At 32.8% G+C, this 18364-nt stretch carries 20 protein-coding genes and 1 pseudogene; 11 read left to right on the top strand and 10 right to left on the bottom strand.

Annotated features, from left to right (window positions below):
* Positions 1–3: 3 nt before the first annotated feature.
* Positions 4–666 carry a MarC family NAAT transporter gene (locus tag H3T83_RS10590; protein ID WP_065579264.1) on the bottom strand — a complete coding sequence of 221 codons (663 nt, stop codon included), beginning with the start codon at positions 664–666 and terminating at the stop codon, positions 4–6.
* 202 nt (positions 667–868) lie between these two features.
* Here H3T83_RS10590 and H3T83_RS10585 point away from each other — a divergent pair.
* Positions 869–1270, top strand: a pseudogene (locus H3T83_RS10585) (helix-turn-helix domain-containing protein); the annotation flags it as partial.
* 101 nt (positions 1271–1371) lie between these two features.
* On the opposite strand, the gene H3T83_RS10580 reads toward H3T83_RS10585, so the two are convergent.
* Positions 1372–1887, bottom strand: a complete 516-nt coding sequence (locus H3T83_RS10580) for a single-stranded DNA-binding protein (protein WP_065579262.1) — start codon at positions 1885–1887, stop codon at positions 1372–1374.
* A 216-nt stretch (positions 1888–2103) separates the two neighbouring features.
* Here H3T83_RS10580 and corA point away from each other — a divergent pair, with 216 nt between their 5' ends.
* The 4 genes from corA to H3T83_RS10560 all read left to right on the top strand — a co-directional run bounded on the left by corA (position 2104) and on the right by H3T83_RS10560 (position 4894).
* Positions 2104–3045 (top strand): magnesium/cobalt transporter CorA, encoded by a 942-nt coding sequence (gene corA / locus H3T83_RS10575; RefSeq protein ID WP_065613307.1) that lies wholly within the window; start codon positions 2104–2106, stop codon positions 3043–3045.
* A gap of 199 nt (positions 3046–3244) precedes the next feature.
* On the top strand, positions 3245–4204 hold the full coding sequence (locus H3T83_RS10570) for a glucokinase (RefSeq protein ID WP_086365601.1): 960 nt from the start codon (positions 3245–3247) through the stop codon (positions 4202–4204).
* Between the two features lie 22 nt (positions 4205–4226).
* Positions 4227–4475, top strand: a complete 249-nt coding sequence (locus H3T83_RS10565) for a YcgL domain-containing protein (protein ID WP_081298923.1) — start codon at positions 4227–4229, stop codon at positions 4473–4475.
* Positions 4472–4894 (top strand): YcgN family cysteine cluster protein, encoded by a 423-nt coding sequence (locus tag H3T83_RS10560; protein WP_065579259.1) that lies wholly within the window; start codon positions 4472–4474, stop codon positions 4892–4894. The genes H3T83_RS10565 and H3T83_RS10560 overlap by 4 nt, the downstream gene beginning before the upstream one ends.
* A 27-nt stretch (positions 4895–4921) precedes the next feature.
* Here the strand turns inward: H3T83_RS10560 and H3T83_RS10555 are convergent, their stop codons facing one another.
* A complete protein-coding gene (locus H3T83_RS10555) occupies positions 4922–5479 on the bottom strand; it encodes a YggT family protein (RefSeq protein ID WP_065613304.1) in 558 nt (185 codons plus the stop codon).
* A 36-nt stretch (positions 5480–5515) separates the two neighbouring features.
* Positions 5516–6217 carry a YggS family pyridoxal phosphate-dependent enzyme gene (locus H3T83_RS10550; RefSeq protein ID WP_086357164.1) on the bottom strand — a complete coding sequence of 234 codons (702 nt, stop codon included), beginning with the start codon at positions 6215–6217 and terminating at the stop codon, positions 5516–5518.
* A 48-nt stretch (positions 6218–6265) separates the two neighbouring features.
* On the opposite strand from H3T83_RS10550, the gene H3T83_RS10545 reads away from it, so the two are divergent.
* On the top strand, positions 6266–7198 hold the full coding sequence (locus tag H3T83_RS10545) for a type IV pilus twitching motility protein PilT (RefSeq protein WP_198215729.1): 933 nt from the start codon (positions 6266–6268) through the stop codon (positions 7196–7198).
* Positions 7199–7295: 97 nt separating this feature from the next.
* On the opposite strand, the gene H3T83_RS11460 is transcribed toward H3T83_RS10545, so the two are convergent.
* On the bottom strand, positions 7296–7424 hold the full coding sequence (locus tag H3T83_RS11460) for a hypothetical protein (protein WP_255518736.1): 129 nt from the start codon (positions 7422–7424) through the stop codon (positions 7296–7298).
* A gap of 177 nt (positions 7425–7601) precedes the next feature.
* On the opposite strand from H3T83_RS11460, the gene H3T83_RS10540 reads away from it, so the two are divergent.
* The 4 genes from H3T83_RS10540 to H3T83_RS10525 all read left to right on the top strand — a co-directional run bounded on the left by H3T83_RS10540 (position 7602) and on the right by H3T83_RS10525 (position 11132).
* Positions 7602–9050 (top strand): hypothetical protein, encoded by a 1449-nt coding sequence (locus tag H3T83_RS10540; RefSeq protein WP_198215728.1) that lies wholly within the window; start codon positions 7602–7604, stop codon positions 9048–9050.
* A 141-nt stretch (positions 9051–9191) separates the two neighbouring features.
* Positions 9192–9746, top strand: a complete 555-nt coding sequence (locus H3T83_RS10535) for a hypothetical protein (protein ID WP_198215727.1) — start codon at positions 9192–9194, stop codon at positions 9744–9746.
* Between the two features lie 71 nt (positions 9747–9817).
* A complete protein-coding gene (gene proC, locus H3T83_RS10530) occupies positions 9818–10627 on the top strand; it encodes a pyrroline-5-carboxylate reductase (RefSeq protein WP_065579253.1) in 810 nt (269 codons plus the stop codon).
* Between the two features lie 295 nt (positions 10628–10922).
* Positions 10923–11132, top strand: coding sequence for a cold shock domain-containing protein (locus H3T83_RS10525; protein WP_065579252.1), 210 nt, complete (start codon positions 10923–10925; stop codon positions 11130–11132).
* Between the two features lie 423 nt (positions 11133–11555).
* Here the strand turns inward: H3T83_RS10525 and H3T83_RS10520 are convergent, their stop codons facing one another.
* The 3 genes from H3T83_RS10520 to H3T83_RS10510 form a co-directional block, all read right to left on the bottom strand.
* Entirely contained in the window at positions 11556–12038 is a 483-nt protein-coding gene (locus tag H3T83_RS10520) for a thermonuclease family protein (RefSeq protein ID WP_110453240.1), read from the bottom strand.
* Between the two features lie 93 nt (positions 12039–12131).
* A complete protein-coding gene (gene fabA, locus H3T83_RS10515) occupies positions 12132–12653 on the bottom strand; it encodes a bifunctional 3-hydroxydecanoyl-ACP dehydratase/trans-2-decenoyl-ACP isomerase (RefSeq protein ID WP_065579250.1) in 522 nt (173 codons plus the stop codon).
* A gap of 137 nt (positions 12654–12790) precedes the next feature.
* A complete protein-coding gene (locus H3T83_RS10510) occupies positions 12791–14428 on the bottom strand; it encodes an AAA family ATPase (protein WP_370528041.1) in 1638 nt (545 codons plus the stop codon).
* Positions 14429–14756: 328 nt separating this feature from the next.
* On the opposite strand from H3T83_RS10510, the gene H3T83_RS10505 reads away from it, so the two are divergent.
* The gene (locus H3T83_RS10505) at positions 14757–16529 is read left to right on the top strand and encodes a DUF3413 domain-containing protein (RefSeq protein ID WP_198215725.1); all 1773 of its coding nucleotides are present in this window, start codon (positions 14757–14759) and stop codon (positions 16527–16529) included.
* 25 nt (positions 16530–16554) lie between these two features.
* Here H3T83_RS10505 and lipA read toward each other — a convergent pair whose 3' ends face one another.
* Both lipA and lipB read right to left on the bottom strand, forming a co-directional pair.
* Entirely contained in the window at positions 16555–17514 is a 960-nt protein-coding gene (lipA, locus tag H3T83_RS10500) for a lipoyl synthase (RefSeq protein WP_065579248.1), read from the bottom strand.
* A gap of 10 nt (positions 17515–17524) precedes the next feature.
* Positions 17525–18145, bottom strand: a complete 621-nt coding sequence (gene lipB / locus H3T83_RS10495) for a lipoyl(octanoyl) transferase LipB (RefSeq protein WP_198215744.1) — start codon at positions 18143–18145, stop codon at positions 17525–17527.
* Positions 18146–18364 lie beyond the last annotated feature (219 nt).

Genomic DNA, 18364 nt, shown 5'->3' with positions numbered 1-18364 from the left:
TCCTCAAATATTTGGGAAGTTTAATATTAATTCTTTAACACCATTTATAATAAATTGTGTACCAACACAGACCAGTAAAAAGCCCATTATTCTTGATGTGGCTTCTATACCACTTTTACCCATAAAGCGCATTATATTACCAGCACTACGCATACATAACCATAAAATAATACATAATAATAAAGGTACAAGTATTGATGAAGTATAAACAACCCAAGTCGATACATTATATCCACCACTTTTTACAGTGGAAGCCATACTGATTATCATAGCAATGGTTCCCGGCCCAGCAGTACTTGGCATTGCAAGTGGTACAAATGCGATATTATTGGAAACTTCTTTCTTTTTTGCATCTGCTTCTAATGTTTTATGCGAGGGTTGTTGAGGAAAAAGCATTCTAAAACCGATAATGCCAACAATCATGCCTCCAGCGATACGTAAACCAGGGATAGATATACCGAATGTGCTCATGACCAATTGTCCACAATAAAATGAAACAATCATGATGATGAAAACATAAATACAAGTCATTTTTGACTGGTAATTACGTTCCTCATTGGTCATATCACCTGATAGACCTAATAGCAGTACAACGGTAGTTAACGGATTAGTTAATGGAATAAACAGAATTAAACCAAAACCGACTGTTTGTATAAGTTCCAACATAACTTCAATCCAAATTGTAATAAAAGTTCTAATTAAGTATAGATGAAATATATAAAAAAGATACATTAAGTTAGGTGAAAACTAAATAAATATTAGCGCAGTACTGGTTAGTTATGAATCTTTATCTGAAGCCTTTATTTTAAACAATGGCGCTTTTAAGTTTTGTGCTAATATTACGCCGATAAATGACATACCGCCACCTCTTCGTTTAGCACAAGTGTTAATCGATCAACTCTTAATGGAATCTAACCTTACATTCTATTTGCCAAGTTCGAACGATAAATATTTAGCTCCTATTTTAAAAGAGTTAGAATTAGATCCAGCTAATAATAAGACCCTTGAACAGTGGGCTCAAACAGTATTTACAACTGAACGAACCCTTGCAAGACGTTGCCAACAAAAATTAGGTATGTCATTTAGAATGTGGCGGCAACGGTTACGATTTTTGTATAGTATCTCGCTTTTAGAACAAGATAAATCGATTCAAGATATCGCATTTTCTGTTGGTTATAGTTCAGTATCCGCTTTTATTACTATGTTTAAAAATATCGCAGGAGTTACACCTGATCTTTACCGTGCTAACACAGGTTTTAAGAAAAGTTAAACATAATAAGTTGTCGTTATTTGAGAAAAGTATGAATGAATATGGATTGAAAAAAGGCGTAATTTATACGCCTAGATAATATAGAATTGAATAAATAACCATTAAAATGGAATATCGTCATCGAAATCCATTGGTGGTTCAGGCATAGTTGGTTGACTTGCTGCTGGTTCATTTGTTGTTGAAGGACGTGATGTACTAGGAGCAGACGAAGTATTATTAGCACTTTGTCCCCAGTTTTGTGAGCCATCATTAAAACTATCTCCTGAACGAGAGCCTAAAATTTGTAATGTTCCACCTACAGCATTGATCACTACTTCAGTAGAATAACGATCATTACCTGCTTGGTCTTGCCATTTACGAGTTTGTAATTGTCCTTCTAAATAAACTTGAGTACCTTTTTTAACATATTCGCCAGCAATTTCAGCTAATTTACCAAATACAACAACGCGATGCCATTCGGTACGATCTCGGTTTTCACCAGTTTGTTTATCTTTCCAAGTTTCTGATGTAGCAACACTAAAATTTGCGACAGCGTTACCGTTTGGCATGTACCGAACTTCTGGATCTTGACCTAAATTCCCTACTAAAATGACTTTATTAATACCTCTATTTGCCATTATACACTCCTAACAATTACATAAATATTTAATATGTATTATTGTATCATGAGACTTAATTAACATCACCGAATTTAATTTAAATTTGGAATTAAGTATCCAAAATTTTAAAATACAGAAAGATTCGCTTTATCATAGGAATTTTTTACTATAACGAGTATAATGCCTGCCATTTGTAGATATTATATCTTAAACATTTTTTCTCCTGGAGGCCTTATGATTAATGCGTTTGGATTAAAAAACAAACAATTAGTAAAAATTAATGAAGGCGATATTAAAAATGCGATCTGGATTGACTTAATTGAACCAGAAGAAGCAGATCGTGAAGTCATTTTGACCAATTTAGGCCAAAATCTAGCAACAAGTATTGAACTTGATGATATTGAGGCATCAGCCCGTTTTTTCGAAGATAATGAAGGACTACATGTTCACTCATTCTTCTTTTATGAAGATGCGGAAGACCGAGCCGGTAACTCAACAGTAGCATTTACGATACACAATGGTCGCTTATTTACATTGCGTGAACGTGATTTACCTGCTTTCCGTCTATACCGAATGCGTTCACGTTATCAAGGCATGAATGATGGTAATCCATACGAAGTATTATTGGATTTATTTGAAGTTAAAGTTGAGCAATTAGCTGATCAGATCGAAAATATTTATAGCGAGCTTGAAGAGTTAAGCTTAATTATTATGGATCGTTCATCTCAGGAACATTATGATGAGGCAATTACATCTTTAGCTGAATTAGAAGATACTGCTTGGAAAGTACGACTTTGTTTGATGGATAGTCAACGTGCGGTTAATTATTTAGTGCGCCGAGCAAAAATGCCTACAGATCAGTTAGAACAAGCACGAGAAGTAATACGAGATATTGAATCATTAGTACCACATAATGAATCTTTGTTCCAAAAAGTAAACTTTTTGATGCAAGCGGCTACCAGTTTTATCAATATTGAACAAAGCCGAATAATTAAAATTTTCTCAGTTGTTTCGGTAGTATTCTTACCACCAACAGTGGTTGCATCGGCTTATGGAATGAACTTTGAAAACATGCCTGAACTGAAGTGGGAATATGGCTATCCTTTATCCTTATTATTGATGTTACTAGCAGGTATTGCCCCTTACATTTACTTTAAAGTTAAAAAGTGGTTATAGTAGGTTATTTCCTTCAAATTCTAAATATCATCCGCTAACATTTTGTTAGCGGCAATAATTCCATTAGTGAATTCAGTTAAAGCAATCTAGTTAAATCAATCTAAATAGTCCATAATATTACTCATTATGTTATAGCATTAATTGAATTGATTAAATTAGTGTTTATCTAGAAAGATTTTATTTTTTAAAAGGGAATAACATGAGTAAATATGCACTAGTTACTGATATTGGTGGAACCAATGCCCGATTTGCACTTTATAATTTAGATAGTAATGAATTATCAGCGATAACTAAAATCCTCATTTCAAAAGATGATGTATTGCTTAATTTGATTAAGACTTATTTAACATCACAATCTGTAACTATTGAGATGGCTTGTATTGCTATAGCATGTCCAATTAATGAAGGTGATTTAATTGAAATGACGAATAATAATTTGTCATTTTCTCGCTCTGAATTGATTAGAGAATTGAATTTAACTAAGCTTGAAGTTATCAATGATTTCACTGCAGTGTCGTATTCCATCCCTCGATTATCATCAGATGATGTGATAAAAGTTGGTGGTGGTGAAGCTAATCTTAATTATCCAATAGCAATCTATGGTGCAGGAACGGGTTTAGGCGTTTCACATTTAATTAAATTAAACGAACATTGGCTTAGTTTATCTGGTGAAGGTGGACATACTGAATTACCAATGGTTAATGAAGAAGAAGATCGAATTTTACAACAGTTACGTAACAAATTTGGTCGGGTATCTTCAGAAAGATTTCTATCTGGTAATGGTATTGTTAATATCTATCAAGCATTATTACAAATCAATAATCAACCGATTGAAGATATCACGCCAGATATAATCGTTAATAAAGCATTGTCGAATAGTTGTCCGATTTGCTTAGCTACTTTAAATTATTTCTGTACTTTTATGGGACGATTTGGGGGCAATTTGGCTTTAACACTTAATACCCAAGGCGGTGTGTATATTGCGGGCGGTATTGTTCCTCGATTCATCGAATTTTTTAAGTCATCACCATTTAGAGAAGCATTTGAGCACAAAGGTCGTATGTCTTTTTTAGTTAAAAAAATACCTGTTTATGTCATAACGCATAACGATCCAGGATTATTTGGTGCTGGAGTTTATTTACAAAATAGCCTGAAATAATTGAGAGGTAAGATGTAATTTTATGATGTGGTGTTATATCTATAGAAGTAGCAAAAAAGAAAACTGTTATTTATATATGGAATGTGAAAATGATTTTTCACATATACCGGAAAAGATAATGTCAATTTTTGGTGCGCCAGTCTTTGTTATGAAAGTATTGCTTGATGGTAAAAGGCGATTTGTTGTTGGAACAGCAAATGAAATTGAAGAAAAGATCAAAGAGGATGGATTTTTTTTACAAATGTTAAATGAAGATGATTTTAAAGTATGATTGAACCTTTTTGGGAACATAAAACCTTAGATCAGATGAGTGATGATGAATGGGAACAACTTTGTGATGGTTGTGGTCAGTGTTGTCTGAATAAATTAATGGACGAAGAAACTGACGAAATCCTATATACGAATGTTGCCTGTAATTTGCTTGATTCAAATACTTGTCAATGTAAGCATTATCATACCCGTTTTGATTATGAACCTGATTGCATAAAATTAACACGGGAAAATTTACTGACTATCGAATGGTTACCAAAAACTTGTACTTATCGTTATTTTTCCGAAACAGGAGTATTACCAGAATGGCATCCGCTGATTGTCGGTAATAAAAAATTAATGCATAAGTTAAAAATATCGGTTAAAAATAGAATTGTTTATGAAAAGGATGTTATTTTCTGGGAAGATCATATTATTTAAAAGAGAGCATAGGCTCTCTTTTAATTTTTAGAATGCCAGCCACAAATTACCGAGAAGATCGATTGCCAATAAATTCAAAAACATCAATATAAAAACAACTACCATAAATGAAAGATCAATCATGCCAATTGGTGGGATAATTCGGCGAATTGGTGCAATTAAAGGTTCGGTTAGCTGAGCAAGCAATTCATCTGCGACTGATTGGCCTCGACTAACCCAACTTAAGATAGCCCTAAAGAATAATAACCAAAATAATAAATGTCCAAAAGCATGTACCATGGCAGCTAAAGCAAATAAAAGATAATAAGGGCTCCAAATAGGTGCATCAATGCCTTCAAACCGGTAGATAAACATAACTTTAAGTAATGCAATCAGATAAAAAACGAGCCAAGTTGCTGTATCAATACGCCCGATAGATGGAATTAATCTTCGTAACGGACCAATTACCGGTTGGGTAATACGTACAATAAACTGGGTAAATGGATTATAAAAGTTGACTCTTGCCTGTTGCATCCATAACCGTAGAATAACGACGTATAAGCAAAGAATTAAAATAGCTCTTCCTAAGAAGATTAACGATATCATTGATTACTCCTAAAATATAACTTACTCGGCAATATATCATACATATTGTCTGGCGCCAAAAATTGCGCTACCAATACGAACCATTGTACTTCCTGCCTCAATAGCAGCTTGCATATCACCAGACATCCCCATAGATAATGTATCTAAAAATGGATAATCAGTTTTTAAAGATTCCAAAAGCTGATTCATCTGTTTAAAAACAGCAAATTGTTTAGCAAAATCATTTTCAATCTCAGGGATAGCCATTAAACCGCGTAGTCTTAAATTCGGTAATGTAATAATCTGTTTTATCAAATCAGCTACTTCATCTATTGCAACGCCAGATTTGGTCTGTTCATTGCTGATATTTACCTGAATCAGGACATTTAATTTATCCATATTTGTTGGGCGTTGTGAATCAAGACGTTGGGCAATTTTGAAACGATCAATGGTATGCATCCAATCAAAATTTTCAGCTACTAATTTAGTCTTGTTTGATTGTAATGGACCGATAAAATGCCAAACAATAGGGGAATCAGGCATACTTTGTTTAAAGTGTGCAATCTTCTCAACACCTTCTTGAACATAATTTTCCCCAAATGATAATTGACCAGCATTTATCGCTTGTGAGATTAATTCTACAGGTTTGGTTTTACTAACTGCAATAAGTTCGATTGATTTGGGATCTCGGCCGCAATCTAGAGCAATTTTGTTAATTTTGTTTTTAATTGTTATTAAATTGTCATGTACTGTGTTCATGTGAATTCCCAATAAAAGAGTGGTTAGTTAAAAATAATGTTAAATTCAATGTTGGCCTTTAGTGTAACGCAAAAAGCCTCTGATTTGCATCTTTCTAGTGGTGAAGTGCCGTGCATTCGCATTAATGGAAACTTGAAATTTATCTCAAGTGATAAATTATCACCAATTAAGCTAAAAATTGAGTTATTAAATTTACTCGATGATGAGCAAAAAGTAACTTTACAACAACATCAGCAGATTGATTTTGCTTATTATCTTGAGAATGTGGGAAGATTTAGGGTGAATATTTTCTATCAACAACGGGGAATTTCAGCTGTATTTAGAATTATTAACCAACAAATCCCAACTTTATGTGAAATTGAGGCACCGGAAATATTGAAAAAACTGGTAAATGTAGAATCAGGAATTATTTTAGTTACTGGTGCAACTGGTAGTGGGAAATCAACAACATTAGCGGCTTTGATTCAATATATTAATCAGATTGCAGCTAAACATATTATTACATTAGAAGATCCTATTGAGTTTATTTATCAAAATGAAAAGTCTCTAATCCAGCAAAGAGAAATCTCACATTTTAGTGAAGCAATTGATAGCTTATTAAGACAAGACCCAGATATTATTATGTTCGGTGAATTACGTAATAAAACTACGATTCAAGCCGCATTAATTGCTGCTGAAACTGGGCATTTAGTTTTTGCTACTCTACATACTAACTCAGCAATTGAAACTATTAATCGTATAATTGATGTATTTGAATACGGATCACGTGAGTTAATACGAACTCAATTATCTAGTAGTTTACAAGCAATTATCTGTCAAAAACTAATCCCATATAATGATACTCGCAAAGCGATATTCGAAGTGCTTATTAATACACCTGCAGTGAGTAATTTAATCAGTGAAGGTAAAATAAAACAAATATTGTCGTTAATGCAGACTGGTCAAAAAAGTGGAATGAAAGTGATGAGTGGGGAAAAATAGCAACTTTAAGAATCTTAACAAAATTTAACAAATTGAGTTTGCTGGATTTTGCAAATTTAATTATAATTCATGAATCGAATAGTTTATGAAAATTTGATCAAGTCGTAAAATTAACATTATGACAAAGGACTGAAAATATGTTAAAATACAGTTGTTTAGAGGCCAGCCAGCCAGCCAGCCAGCCAGCCAGCCAGCCAGCCAGCCAGCCAGCCAGCCAGCCAGCCATAGTCCTTCATCGAGTTTAGTTTCTTCTTTTTATAGAATTTTAATTGAATTCCCGTTATTTTTACAAAAAAAGATAGTTTCAAAATTTAATACATATCTATTTTCAATATTTAATTCTAACATCTATTTTTTATTCAGTAGCTTTCTGAGCGACAAAATTTATAAATTTTGCTTCACATTGCAAAAAAGGGGGGAAAATAAGCGAAAATTTTCAATTGCATTATTTATCTTACTATTACTAAACTTATTAATGATAGAAGAGGTATTTGCTTTAACTTCCCAAACTGCGAATGTGGTACATGGTAGTAGCCCTTATATTAGTTTTGACGGAGGATATACAGCTACGGATTCCGTCTTACCATTAATATCAATAACATTACCAGAAAATAAGGTAATAAATTCTGTAGAGGATAGATCAACACCTTCAAATCCAATATTTATAAATAAAGTATCTCCAGTATTTAGTGATATTAATACTTATTTGCCTCATGATAAATATCCGTCAGTGGGGTTGTCTAATATAATATTAACCAATGATTTTTGGGCTGATAATGATGGAGATGAATTAAGTTTTATTACCGGCAATTTCAATGTGAAATGGCAAAATTCATTAGGTGAGGATGTAACTGAGTTTATCAAATCAAATCCAAATAGTGATTTAGACGCTTGTAAATCTCCTTATAAATTAACAATTACTGTAGATGACGGAATTTTAGTTACTAATTATGGTATTCCTAATCAAGGTACTTTTATCGGAGGTAGCCATAGTTATTATATTTCTACAAATTCACCAAAAGCATGTTATGCAAAACCAAGTATTTTAAATGGTACAGGAGTTTTTTTAGGTCCTCCTGAACAATGGGATGCAAATAAAGGTTTTAAACGTCAAAATATTACAATTCCTGATAGCAATTTTCCGACTACAGGTTCACATGGTTTGGATTTTGAACTATTGCTTGAGGGAGTAACTTCTCAACAAGTGATATTAGTTAATGGTACAACTATTTCGCCGATATCAGGAAATGGGGTTTCTTTATTATTAACACCTAAAAGTAATAATGTACTAAATATTAAATTACTTGGCCCTAATCATAAATCAGCATCTAAAATATTTTCACCATCATTATTTAAAATTTATGCTGATAATGCAAAAAAACAGCTATTGTATAGTTTTAATCTATCTCGTTGGTATATCGCTAATTCTGAAGGACCAAGAGAAAAAGGGGATGTCAATACAACCTTTGAGACTGCTAAAATTTATTGTCAACAGTTAGGCGCCTATCGATTACCTAGTGTTCGAGATTATAGCAATGGTAATAGTGCAGACTGGCATGAAGGGATACCTAACTTTAATCATTTTGAATATCAACGCCGCATTAGTTATAAAAATACTCAATCACAATGGGTTGGTGGAATTTTTAACGAATGGGGGATGACTTATACTGATGAAGGTGAATATATAGATAGTGATTGGCTTTATTGGCATGGCTATTGGAGTAGTGATGTATATGTTGATGGGAATCCATATTATGTAGATCCAAGTGTTTTAGGTGGAGGTAGTGGTATTGTTCATGCCTATCCTGCTACTTATCCAAATATCAGAGTTGCATGTGTAAATGCATATTAGTATATCAATTAGTAAGCTTGTAGTGCGTAGCACACCAAGCATTGAATTTAGTAACAAATGTATTACGAACCTTATTGTGCATAGCACGGTAAGGTTCGCCATGTCATCTACTTAAAAAATATACAGTTAAAATAATTAGTAATGAATATTGAAGATAAAATTAAATTAACAGAACAATCTTTAGCAATATACTTTATCAAGGATAGTGGGATATTTTGTCGAATGTATAATGAGTCAGCGTATATAGTGACCCATTTACTAAAGCATAAACTAAAATTGCAAGTCAAACAAATTAAAAAAATGAATAACCAATTTATTATAAGTTGTGGGCTTCCAATAGATAGCGTTTTAAGCCGTTTTCCTGATGTAAAACAGACTGACTGGGGATATATTTTATCTAAAAAGTTTGATATGAGTTGTTATCAGGACTGGCGTTTATATCAAATTCGTCAGGCTAAAGCTAAAATGGTAAAAGATAGCCAATACTCTCAATATGAGAACATATATAATAATCAAAAAATCAATGGGATAGAGTTATTAAGTGAAAACTTTAGATTAACAGCGGAACAAGTAGTATATTTATTAAAGCGAAAAGAGGGTAAGTATCCAACCAACTTTGATCATAACTTTTTATCGGAGCTAGCATTAAATATTAGATCATTTTCTCAAAAACATTTATCGGGTAAAACTAAATAGCAAACTTTGAGTATTTATTGAAAAATGTACTATAATTATCCAACTGACTTTTTTGATAGAGGTGTAAATAAATGGAACAGCGCATAGGTTTTATCGGTATAGGTAATATGGGGAATGCTATTTTACAAGGTATTTTGGTAAGTAATATTGTACCTGGCTCGCAAATTTATGTTTATGACCCTCACCTTGAAAAAGGCCAAGCTTTAAATCAGTCTTACTCAATTAATAATTTGGCTTCGGCAAGGGATGTTGCACGAGAATCGGATATTGTCTTTGTTGCCGTCAAACCTAACATTATTGCTGATGTATTAAGTGATATTCAAAAAGAATTAAAAAAGAATACTATTGTTATCTCCATTGCAGCTGGTGTAACAATTAAAACTATAGCGAAATGTGTAGGTTATGAGCAAAAAATAGTGAGGGTCATGCCAAATACTCCAGCATTAGTCAATGCCGCTATGTGTTCAATAACACCTAATACAGAAGTTACTGATGAAGAATTAGCTATTGTGCAGAAATTATTAAATTGTATCGGTGAAACAGAAGTCGTACCTGAATATTTAATTGATGCCGTAGTAGGAGCAAGTGGTTCCTCTCCCGCTTTTGTGTTTATGTTTATTGAAGCGCTTGCTGATGGAGCAGTTAAAGGTGGTTTATCTAGAAAACAAGCGTATAAATTTGCCGCACAGGCAGTATTGGGCTCGGCAAAATTGCTACTTGAAACAGGTAAGCATCCTGGCGAGTTAAAAGATATGGTTTGTTCACCCGCTGGTACGACAATTGAAGGTGTACAAATGTTAGAGGCAAAAGGATTTAGGGCTGCCATCATTGAGGCTGTAGATGCAGCTATTAAAAAATCTAAAGAATTAGCAGAAAAATAAAAAAATTAACATGATTAATAACAATTGGTTACTAATCATGTTAGGAAAATTTACAAATTAAAAAAAACATTGCTTGTATTGTTCATCTTTTTATGAGTTAATAGTCGCCAGCATATTACATGCAGATTTATTTTGTAACATTTAGATTTATGCAGTTTGTAGTTTACTTTAATCACGTTTGTATTAGTTTTCTTCAGTCTTGTCTTCTCTTTGTTAATAAGTAGTCTAGGTTTTATGTTTTCAAGTATTGCCTTTTATGGTAGAGATTAATTTATTTATTTATAGGAAGATTATTATGTCTAAAAAAACTGGTCAAGTTAAATGGTTCAATGAAAGTAAAGGTTTTGGTTTTATTTCTCCTTCAGACGGAAGTAAAGATGTGTTTGTTCACTTCTCTGCGATTTCTGGTGATGGTTTTAAAACTCTAGGCGAAGGTCAACAAGTAGAATTTTCTATCCAAGATAGTGCTCGTGGTCCAGCTGCTGCTGATGTTACAATCATCTAACTGATTATTTAATCTTGCCAGTAATTTTTTACTGGTAAGATTCTCTTCTATTATAGAACTTACCTTATTCCATTCTTCATTCTTATATTATCCCGATAACATCAATAAAATTTTAATTTTATAAAATTAGTGATTTAGAAATAAAGATTCAAAAAAATAAGTCCTATTTTTAACTTCATTTGGTTTATCTTCGGTCTGTATGGCTGAATTAATTCAAAATTGTAAAATTTATTTTGATAAAGTGGATAGTATCTGATGATGAACTTAATTAACGACAAACGGCTTTAATTAAGCAAAATTTAGAATTATCCAAATAACTGATTTCGGCGATTCCAGCTGAAAAACAAGGGGAAGGTTATAAACAAAAGAAACATTACAACCATTTGAAGCTATGTTATCTAGTAAAAAATAAAAAATTTAAAATCATTTATTACGATAACGAAATTCCCACGGCGCTATAGGATGTTTATCTTTCCATAGTCCTTTTTTATTTTGTTTAGCTTTTGACTCAAGTTTCAACATATCTTTATTTTTTACGACGCCTTTATAGCGATAAGCCCATGCAAAACCATTTTCTACCATTTTTGCATTAATATTGATTTTTGCTAGGTATATGGTTCCTAGTGTACGCTGATAGATATCTTTATTGCTTTCTTGAACAAAAACATTTTTTCCGGCAATTAATGAAGCTAAATATTTTCTTGACGCATTACCATATGCTTGACGGCTTTCTGGTGCATCAATATCAAGCAAACGAACGCGTATTTTTTGTTTTTTTAGCGTGAGTATATCTACAGTATCACCATCAATAACTTTAACCACTTTACCGTTAAAATCTGCTTGAACTTGACTAATTACAATTAAGGATAATACAAATGAGAGTAAAAATTTTCGAAAAAAGTACATTATAGGCCAGCTTTAGAATAGCAAATAAAAAAATACTCCCTGCCAATATTCAGTTAATCACTGACACTAAACAAGGAGTTATATTTTCAGGAATTAAAATTCAGAAGTATCTTTAAATAATCCTACTTTAAGATCAGTTGCTTCGTAAATTAATTTACCATCAACATAAACTTCACCATCACCGATACCCATAATTAATTTACGGTTAATAACGCGTTTAAAATTAATTTTATAAGTAACTTTTTTATTATGAGGTAATATTTGGCCTTTTAATTTTAATTCACCAACACCAAGTGCCCGACCTTTACCTTTACCACCAATCCAACCTAAATAAAATCCGACTAATTGCCATAATGCATCAAGCCCAAGACAACCAGGCATTACTGGATCATTTTTGAAATGACATTTAAAAAACCATAAATCAGGATTAATATCTAATTCAGCTTCAACATAGCCTTTACCAAAACTACCACCGTCTTCGTTCATTTCGATAACACGATCCATCATTAGCATTAAATCAGAAGGTAATGGAGGTCCATCATGACCAAATAATTCACTATTGCCTGATTTAATCAAATCTGCTTTATCATACGAAGATTTACGTTCAAATGTCATAAAAAAACCTTTTATTTTGTTGTCATTACATGATTGCATATAAAATAATTATCAAATATAAAACAAATAATTATTATAATCTGTAAAATTTTACATTAATATTTGATTGATTCCATCAATGGAATTTGGGTTTCAGTTTATTGTGTATTGTTACTTTTTGCAATTTTTTTCCAGCGACTGAGCCAACCATCGTGTTTTCTATCTTGAACTAACATTGATTGCATACGCGCATGGATCAATTTATAAAGACTAATTTGGTTTTCATCCTTAAAAGGAATACCGGTTAATAAATAGAGTGCCTCAGCGACATGTTCTACAGCCCAAATTGAAAATTTATCATTGTTAATAGCCTCAATAACCTCATCACTTAAACTCAAATGACGTTGATTGGTAGCTGGAATGATTACACCCTGTTGACCAGTTAAACCTTGATGCTGACAAACAGCAAAAAAGCCTTCGATTTTTTCATTTACACCACCAATTGATTGAACATGACCAAATTGATCAACCGAACCTGTGACCGCTAATTGTTGATCGATAGGTTGATTAGACAGTGCACTAATAAGAGCGCAAAGACCGGCAAGAGAGGCACTATCGCCATCAATTTCACTATATGATTGTTCAAACACCAAAGATGTAGAAAATGGCAGTTGATGATTAATGGCAAACTCCGACATAACAAATGCTTGCATAATCATCATTCCTTTCGAATGAATATTACCTGCAAGATCGGTTTTACGTTCGATATCAATCAATTCACCGTCACCAAAATGAACTAAACAGCTTAAACGTGTTGGTTCGCCGATGGCTTTAGGATAGCCCGGGTACTCAATAACCGATAAGCCATTAATCTGGCCAACTACTTGCGATTTAGTATCAATCATGATTTGATTGGTAAAGAATTCATCATGGAATCGTTCGGTTAAATAATTTTCTCGCCATGTTTGCTGTTCTAAAGCTTTGCTGACTGCTAATGTATCAATATTCTCATTTTGCACAAAATAAGATGAATTTAGTAATAATGATTGAATCCACTCAATGCTGAGCGGTAGATAATATTGATCACCGGTATATCTTGTTGCATGCTTGTAAATTTTAGCAAAAGCTGTTTTTTCAATTTTTGGTAATGCTAGTTGGCGACTAATAAATTGTAAGTAATTCATCCAATCATTGATTTGCCGAGGTTCAGTTACTTTTAATTCACTTTCAAATTCAGCATAAATAGAAGATGAATAAAATTCAGGTTCAAATTCCTGTAATTCAGCTAAAGATAATCTATCACCAACTAAGATGATGCGTAGATCTAACGGCATGGCTGGAATCGATAATGGTAATGGGTGCGAATCATCTGCTGAAAACCATTCAAAGGTTTGCGACATAACCATTTGTTTTAATTTAGACCAAACATGTGGTTGAGCAAGCAGAGAACGTAAGCCTAAAATTAAAACGCCACCATTAGCTTGGTGAACTAATCCCGCTTGTAATTTAACTGGACTGTTTTCTGGTTGGCGAACACAACCAAAAAGTTTTTCAATATCAACTACTGTTGCCGTTAAACAATCATCTTGAACTGCAAAATTATCTTGTTTACTTTTCGCTTGCGTTAGTGTGATTTTATTTTCACTAAAATAATAACTATAACCTAGAGTTGTAGTAGTTAAACTTGGTTTTACGGATTGTTTAAGGAGATCGAAAAAAAGTTCGTTTTCGGAAGCTTTTAGTAACATAAAACGCGAACGATAATGTGCATTATTATTTTTACATAATAGTGACACGGCAGCAGCAACGCGAGGTTGCCATGATAGTACATTTGTTAATCCTTCACTGAATAAATCGGTTTTAATATCGTTATTATTTAAAATGTAATTTATATCAGGTTGGACTTCTTGAGAGTTGAGTTGTTTGATTGCCAAAGTATTGTCTTTTCTATTAGCTATATTATTAAATTAAATTATAACAAGTATCGATTATAACGCCAACAAATAACCAATCCCTTTGTGCTAACAAATAAAAAAATTACAGAAAGATTTTTAAAAATCAGTTAAACTGTGGGGTAAATTTAGTTTAGTTTTTCTTGATTACTACCACTAACAACAATTAAATATGCTCAAACTCAAAAATAATCATATCAAAGACGACCAAACCTCGCAGATAGTCAGTTGGGGGCATTGGTTTACCCTATTTAATATTTTTGTTGTTATTGTCCTTGGTAGTCAATATTTGTTAATTGCTGACTGGCCTCGAACTTTTATGGGGCGTTTTTATGCAATCATTAGTGCTATAGGACATTTTAGTTTTCTCACCTTTATAGCCTATTTAATTTTACTGTTTCCACTAAGCTTTTTTATTCACTCTTCTCGTTGGCAACGAATCATTGCTACTGTCGTCGCTACAATAGGAATTAGTTTACTTCTGATTGATATTGAAGTGTTTTCTCATTTTAGAATGCACCTTAATCTATCTATATGGCAATTATTTACTTCGGACAAAACCTCTTTTTTAAATAGTGCTTTTATTCTTATCCCTTTTATTCTTTTAATTGAGATATTATTTGCCATTTGGAGTTGGAAAAAGTTACGTAGCTTAAGTAAACGGAAACGTTATGCTAGACCAGTTGTTATCGGTTTTATTCTTTGTTTTGTTTCATCACATTTAATTCATATTTGGGCTGATGCTAATTTCTATCGCCCAATAACTATGCAACGTTCAAGTTTACCACTCTCTTATCCATTAACTGCCCGTCATCTTTTGGAGCGTTATGGATTTATTGCCGAAAATGATTACCGAAATAGAACTATTCAGGAAGGTAATCCATTTGCAATTGCTATTGAGTATCCATTGGATCGAATTAGTTTTGATGAAAAACAAAATAAGCAGAATGTTTTAATAATCAATATTGATGGTTGGAATAATCAATTATTAGCGAACAATATGCCTTGGCTTAAGGAATTTGCTAATCAGAATATTAATTTTATTAATCATTATGCTGCCAGTAGTCAGGCTTATTTAAATAATTTCTCACTATTTTATGGTTTAGATCCTAATTACTATAATAGTATCCTTGCTGGTCATAAGACATCGGTTTTATTCGACACAGTAACAAAACAGCATTATAACCTCGGTTTATTCTCTGCTGACGGTTTTTCTGAGCCTCTTTACCGTTATGCATTATTGTCTAACTTCTCAATCCCTGATAGTAAAAAACAAAGCAATAAGCTTACCACTGATTATTGGATGGCATGGCATGACGAACAAAACAAACTTGAGAATCATGCGCCTTTATTTTCAGTCATACAATATTCTCTTGTTACTAAAAATAAAAAAATACCAGTAATGGAATTAGAATCAGAGGCTAAAAAACTCGATCAATATTTAGAATCTTTGATTGCTTATTTAAAATTATCCAATGCATATGAGGACACGATAATAATTATTACTGGTTCAAATGATCTAAAAATAGATGAAGCCAAAAAATTAGTACAACGTAATTCTGAAAATAGCTTTAATCGTGAGGTATTGAAAGTGCCATTGATTATTTCATGGCCAGGTAGGGAAATAAAACAAATTAGTACTATTACCTCACAAACAGATATCTTAAGAACATTAATGCAAGATGCATTTAATGTTACCACTCCAGCGCAGCAGTACAGTCAGGGTCGAAATTTATTTAATCAGTCTAATCGGGAATGGATTTTAGCTGGTAGTGAAAATCAAATTGCTGCGCTTTATGATCATAATACTGTGGTTATTGATGCATTTGGGCGGTCTAAAATTTATGATTTAAACGGTAAACAATTGAAAGGCGAAAAAATTAGCTTACCAATCTTCTTACAAATTGTTACCGAAAATCGTCGCTTTATTGTTGTTGATAATTAATTGCTAAATTTGTAAGAGGTGATATTTATTTCACCTCTTTTCCCATTGCTTGCAAATCGGCATGATAAGAAGAACGGACAAACGGGCCACAAGCAGCATGGGTGAATCCCATTGCTAAAGCAGTCTGTTTTAATTCTTCAAATTCTTGAGGTGAAACATAACGCTCCACTGGTAAATGATATTTACTCGGTTGTAGATACTGACCTAAAGTTAACATAGTCACGCCATTACTGCGTAAATCTTTTAGTACTTGAATGAGTTCTTCATTTGTTTCACCTAATCCAACCATTAAACCTGATTTTGTTGGAATATCTGGATGTCTTTCTTTGAAAGAAGCAAGTAATTTTAGCGATCCTTCATAATTAGCTCCAGGACGAATTTTTTTGTATAAACGAGGAATGTTCTCCAAATTATGGTTAAACACATCTGGTGGATTTTCGCTTAAAACCTCTACCGCTTCATCAATACACCCTCTGAAATCAGGTGTTAATGTTTCAACTTTGATATTCGGACTTAATGCGCGAATTTCTTGAGTACAAGATGCAAAATGGCTAGCCCCTCCATCTTTTAAATCGTCTCGGTCAACAGATGTTATGACTACATAACGTAATTTCATCTCTTGAATCGTTAAGGCAAGTTTATTTGGTTCTTCACGGTCAGGTGGTAATGGACGGCCATGAGCAACATCACAGAAAGGACAACGGCGAGTACAAATATCGCCTAAAATCATAAAAGTAGCGGTACCGTGATTAAAGCATTCGGCCAAATTTGGGCAAGATGCTTCTTCACACACTGAATGTAATCCATGCTTACGCATAGTGTTTTTAATATGGGCAATATTATCGTTATGAGCAGATAATTTAATTCTCATCCAATCAGGTTTTTTTAATGGCGCGACTTCCTCAACCGTAATGGTTGGGATGAGGCGCGTTTTATCAGCGTCACGATATTTGGAACTACGGATTTGATTTTCAGTATTTTGCATATTTAATATCTTAGTTGTTTGGTAACTGATTAATAAAATTATCAGTTAATAACTGGTTAATTTCTTGACGATCAATTTGTGCAATATGATGCTTCATATGAGTCATTTTTAAACCTGCATAACCACACGGATTGATATAATTAAACGGTGTTAAATCCATATCAATATTCAACGCTAAACCATGTAAAGTGCATCCATGTTTAATATGCAATCCTAGTGAGCAGATTTTTTGTTGATTGATGTAGACACCAGGCGCATCTGATTTTGAATAGGCGGTAATACCAAAGTGTTTTAATGTTTGAATAACACTATTTTCTAGATAATTGACGACATCACGAATACCTATTTTACGCCTTTTTAAATCAAGTAAGATATACATAATTTGCTGTCCGGGGCCATGATAGGTAATTTGACCGCCACGATCAGTTTGTACCACTGGAATGTCAGTAGCGATTAGTAAATGTTCAGGTTTACCTACTTTACCTTGAGTAAAAACCGGTAAATGCTCAACAAGCCAGATTTGATCTATAGTTTGTGCATCACGCTGATTAGTAAAATCGTGCATAGCTTGATAAGTCTGTAGATAAGGCAACATACCTAATTGTTTAATAACAACGTCTTTATTTGGCATATCTAACATTGGTTAAGTTGTAATTTATCAATAAATTTACATCTATATAGCAGATTTTACTATAACTTGACAACCATCATATATTCAATGTATAACTCTTAACAAGAGATTCTTACTATACCCACAAATTAAATTTGATTTTTATCAAATAATTATCATTTTTATCAAATTAATAATTGAAATGGTTGATTAATTTAATAGGAATTAACATTCTTTTAT

This window comes from Gilliamella sp. M0320, assembly GCF_016101635.1.
Lineage (GTDB): Bacteria > Pseudomonadota > Gammaproteobacteria > Enterobacterales > Orbaceae > Gilliamella > Gilliamella apis.
This window is presented reverse-complemented; position numbering and strand designations above follow the sequence as displayed.

Coding starts and splice junctions, on each gene's coding strand:
- lipA (WP_065579248.1), bottom strand. CDS start 17,514: ATGCAAAATACTGAAAATCAAATCCGTAGTTCCAAATATCGTGACGCT.
- H3T83_RS10525 (WP_065579252.1), top strand. CDS start 10,923: ATGTCTAAAAAAACTGGTCAAGTTAAATGGTTCAATGAAAGTAAAGGT.
- H3T83_RS10565 (WP_081298923.1), top strand. CDS start 4,227: ATGATGTGGTGTTATATCTATAGAAGTAGCAAAAAAGAAAACTGTTAT.
- H3T83_RS10505 (WP_198215725.1), top strand. CDS start 14,757: ATGCTCAAACTCAAAAATAATCATATCAAAGACGACCAAACCTCGCAG.
- H3T83_RS11460 (WP_255518736.1), bottom strand. CDS start 7,424: ATGGCTGGCTGGCTGGCTGGCTGGCTGGCTGGCTGGCTGGCTGGCTGG.
- fabA (WP_065579250.1), bottom strand. CDS start 12,653: ATGACATTTGAACGTAAATCTTCGTATGATAAAGCAGATTTGATTAAA.
- H3T83_RS10535 (WP_198215727.1), top strand. CDS start 9,192: ATGAATATTGAAGATAAAATTAAATTAACAGAACAATCTTTAGCAATA.
- H3T83_RS10545 (WP_198215729.1), top strand. CDS start 6,266: ATGTTGGCCTTTAGTGTAACGCAAAAAGCCTCTGATTTGCATCTTTCT.
- proC (WP_065579253.1), top strand. CDS start 9,818: ATGGAACAGCGCATAGGTTTTATCGGTATAGGTAATATGGGGAATGCT.
- lipB (WP_198215744.1), bottom strand. CDS start 18,145: ATGCCAAATAAAGACGTTGTTATTAAACAATTAGGTATGTTGCCTTAT.
- H3T83_RS10560 (WP_065579259.1), top strand. CDS start 4,472: ATGATTGAACCTTTTTGGGAACATAAAACCTTAGATCAGATGAGTGAT.
- H3T83_RS10580 (WP_065579262.1), bottom strand. CDS start 1,887: ATGGCAAATAGAGGTATTAATAAAGTCATTTTAGTAGGGAATTTAGGT.
- H3T83_RS10590 (WP_065579264.1), bottom strand. CDS start 666: ATGTTGGAACTTATACAAACAGTCGGTTTTGGTTTAATTCTGTTTATT.
- H3T83_RS10520 (WP_110453240.1), bottom strand. CDS start 12,038: ATGTACTTTTTTCGAAAATTTTTACTCTCATTTGTATTATCCTTAATT.
- H3T83_RS10550 (WP_086357164.1), bottom strand. CDS start 6,217: ATGAACACAGTACATGACAATTTAATAACAATTAAAAACAAAATTAAC.
- corA (WP_065613307.1), top strand. CDS start 2,104: ATGATTAATGCGTTTGGATTAAAAAACAAACAATTAGTAAAAATTAAT.
- H3T83_RS10555 (WP_065613304.1), bottom strand. CDS start 5,479: ATGATATCGTTAATCTTCTTAGGAAGAGCTATTTTAATTCTTTGCTTA.
- H3T83_RS10570 (WP_086365601.1), top strand. CDS start 3,245: ATGAGTAAATATGCACTAGTTACTGATATTGGTGGAACCAATGCCCGA.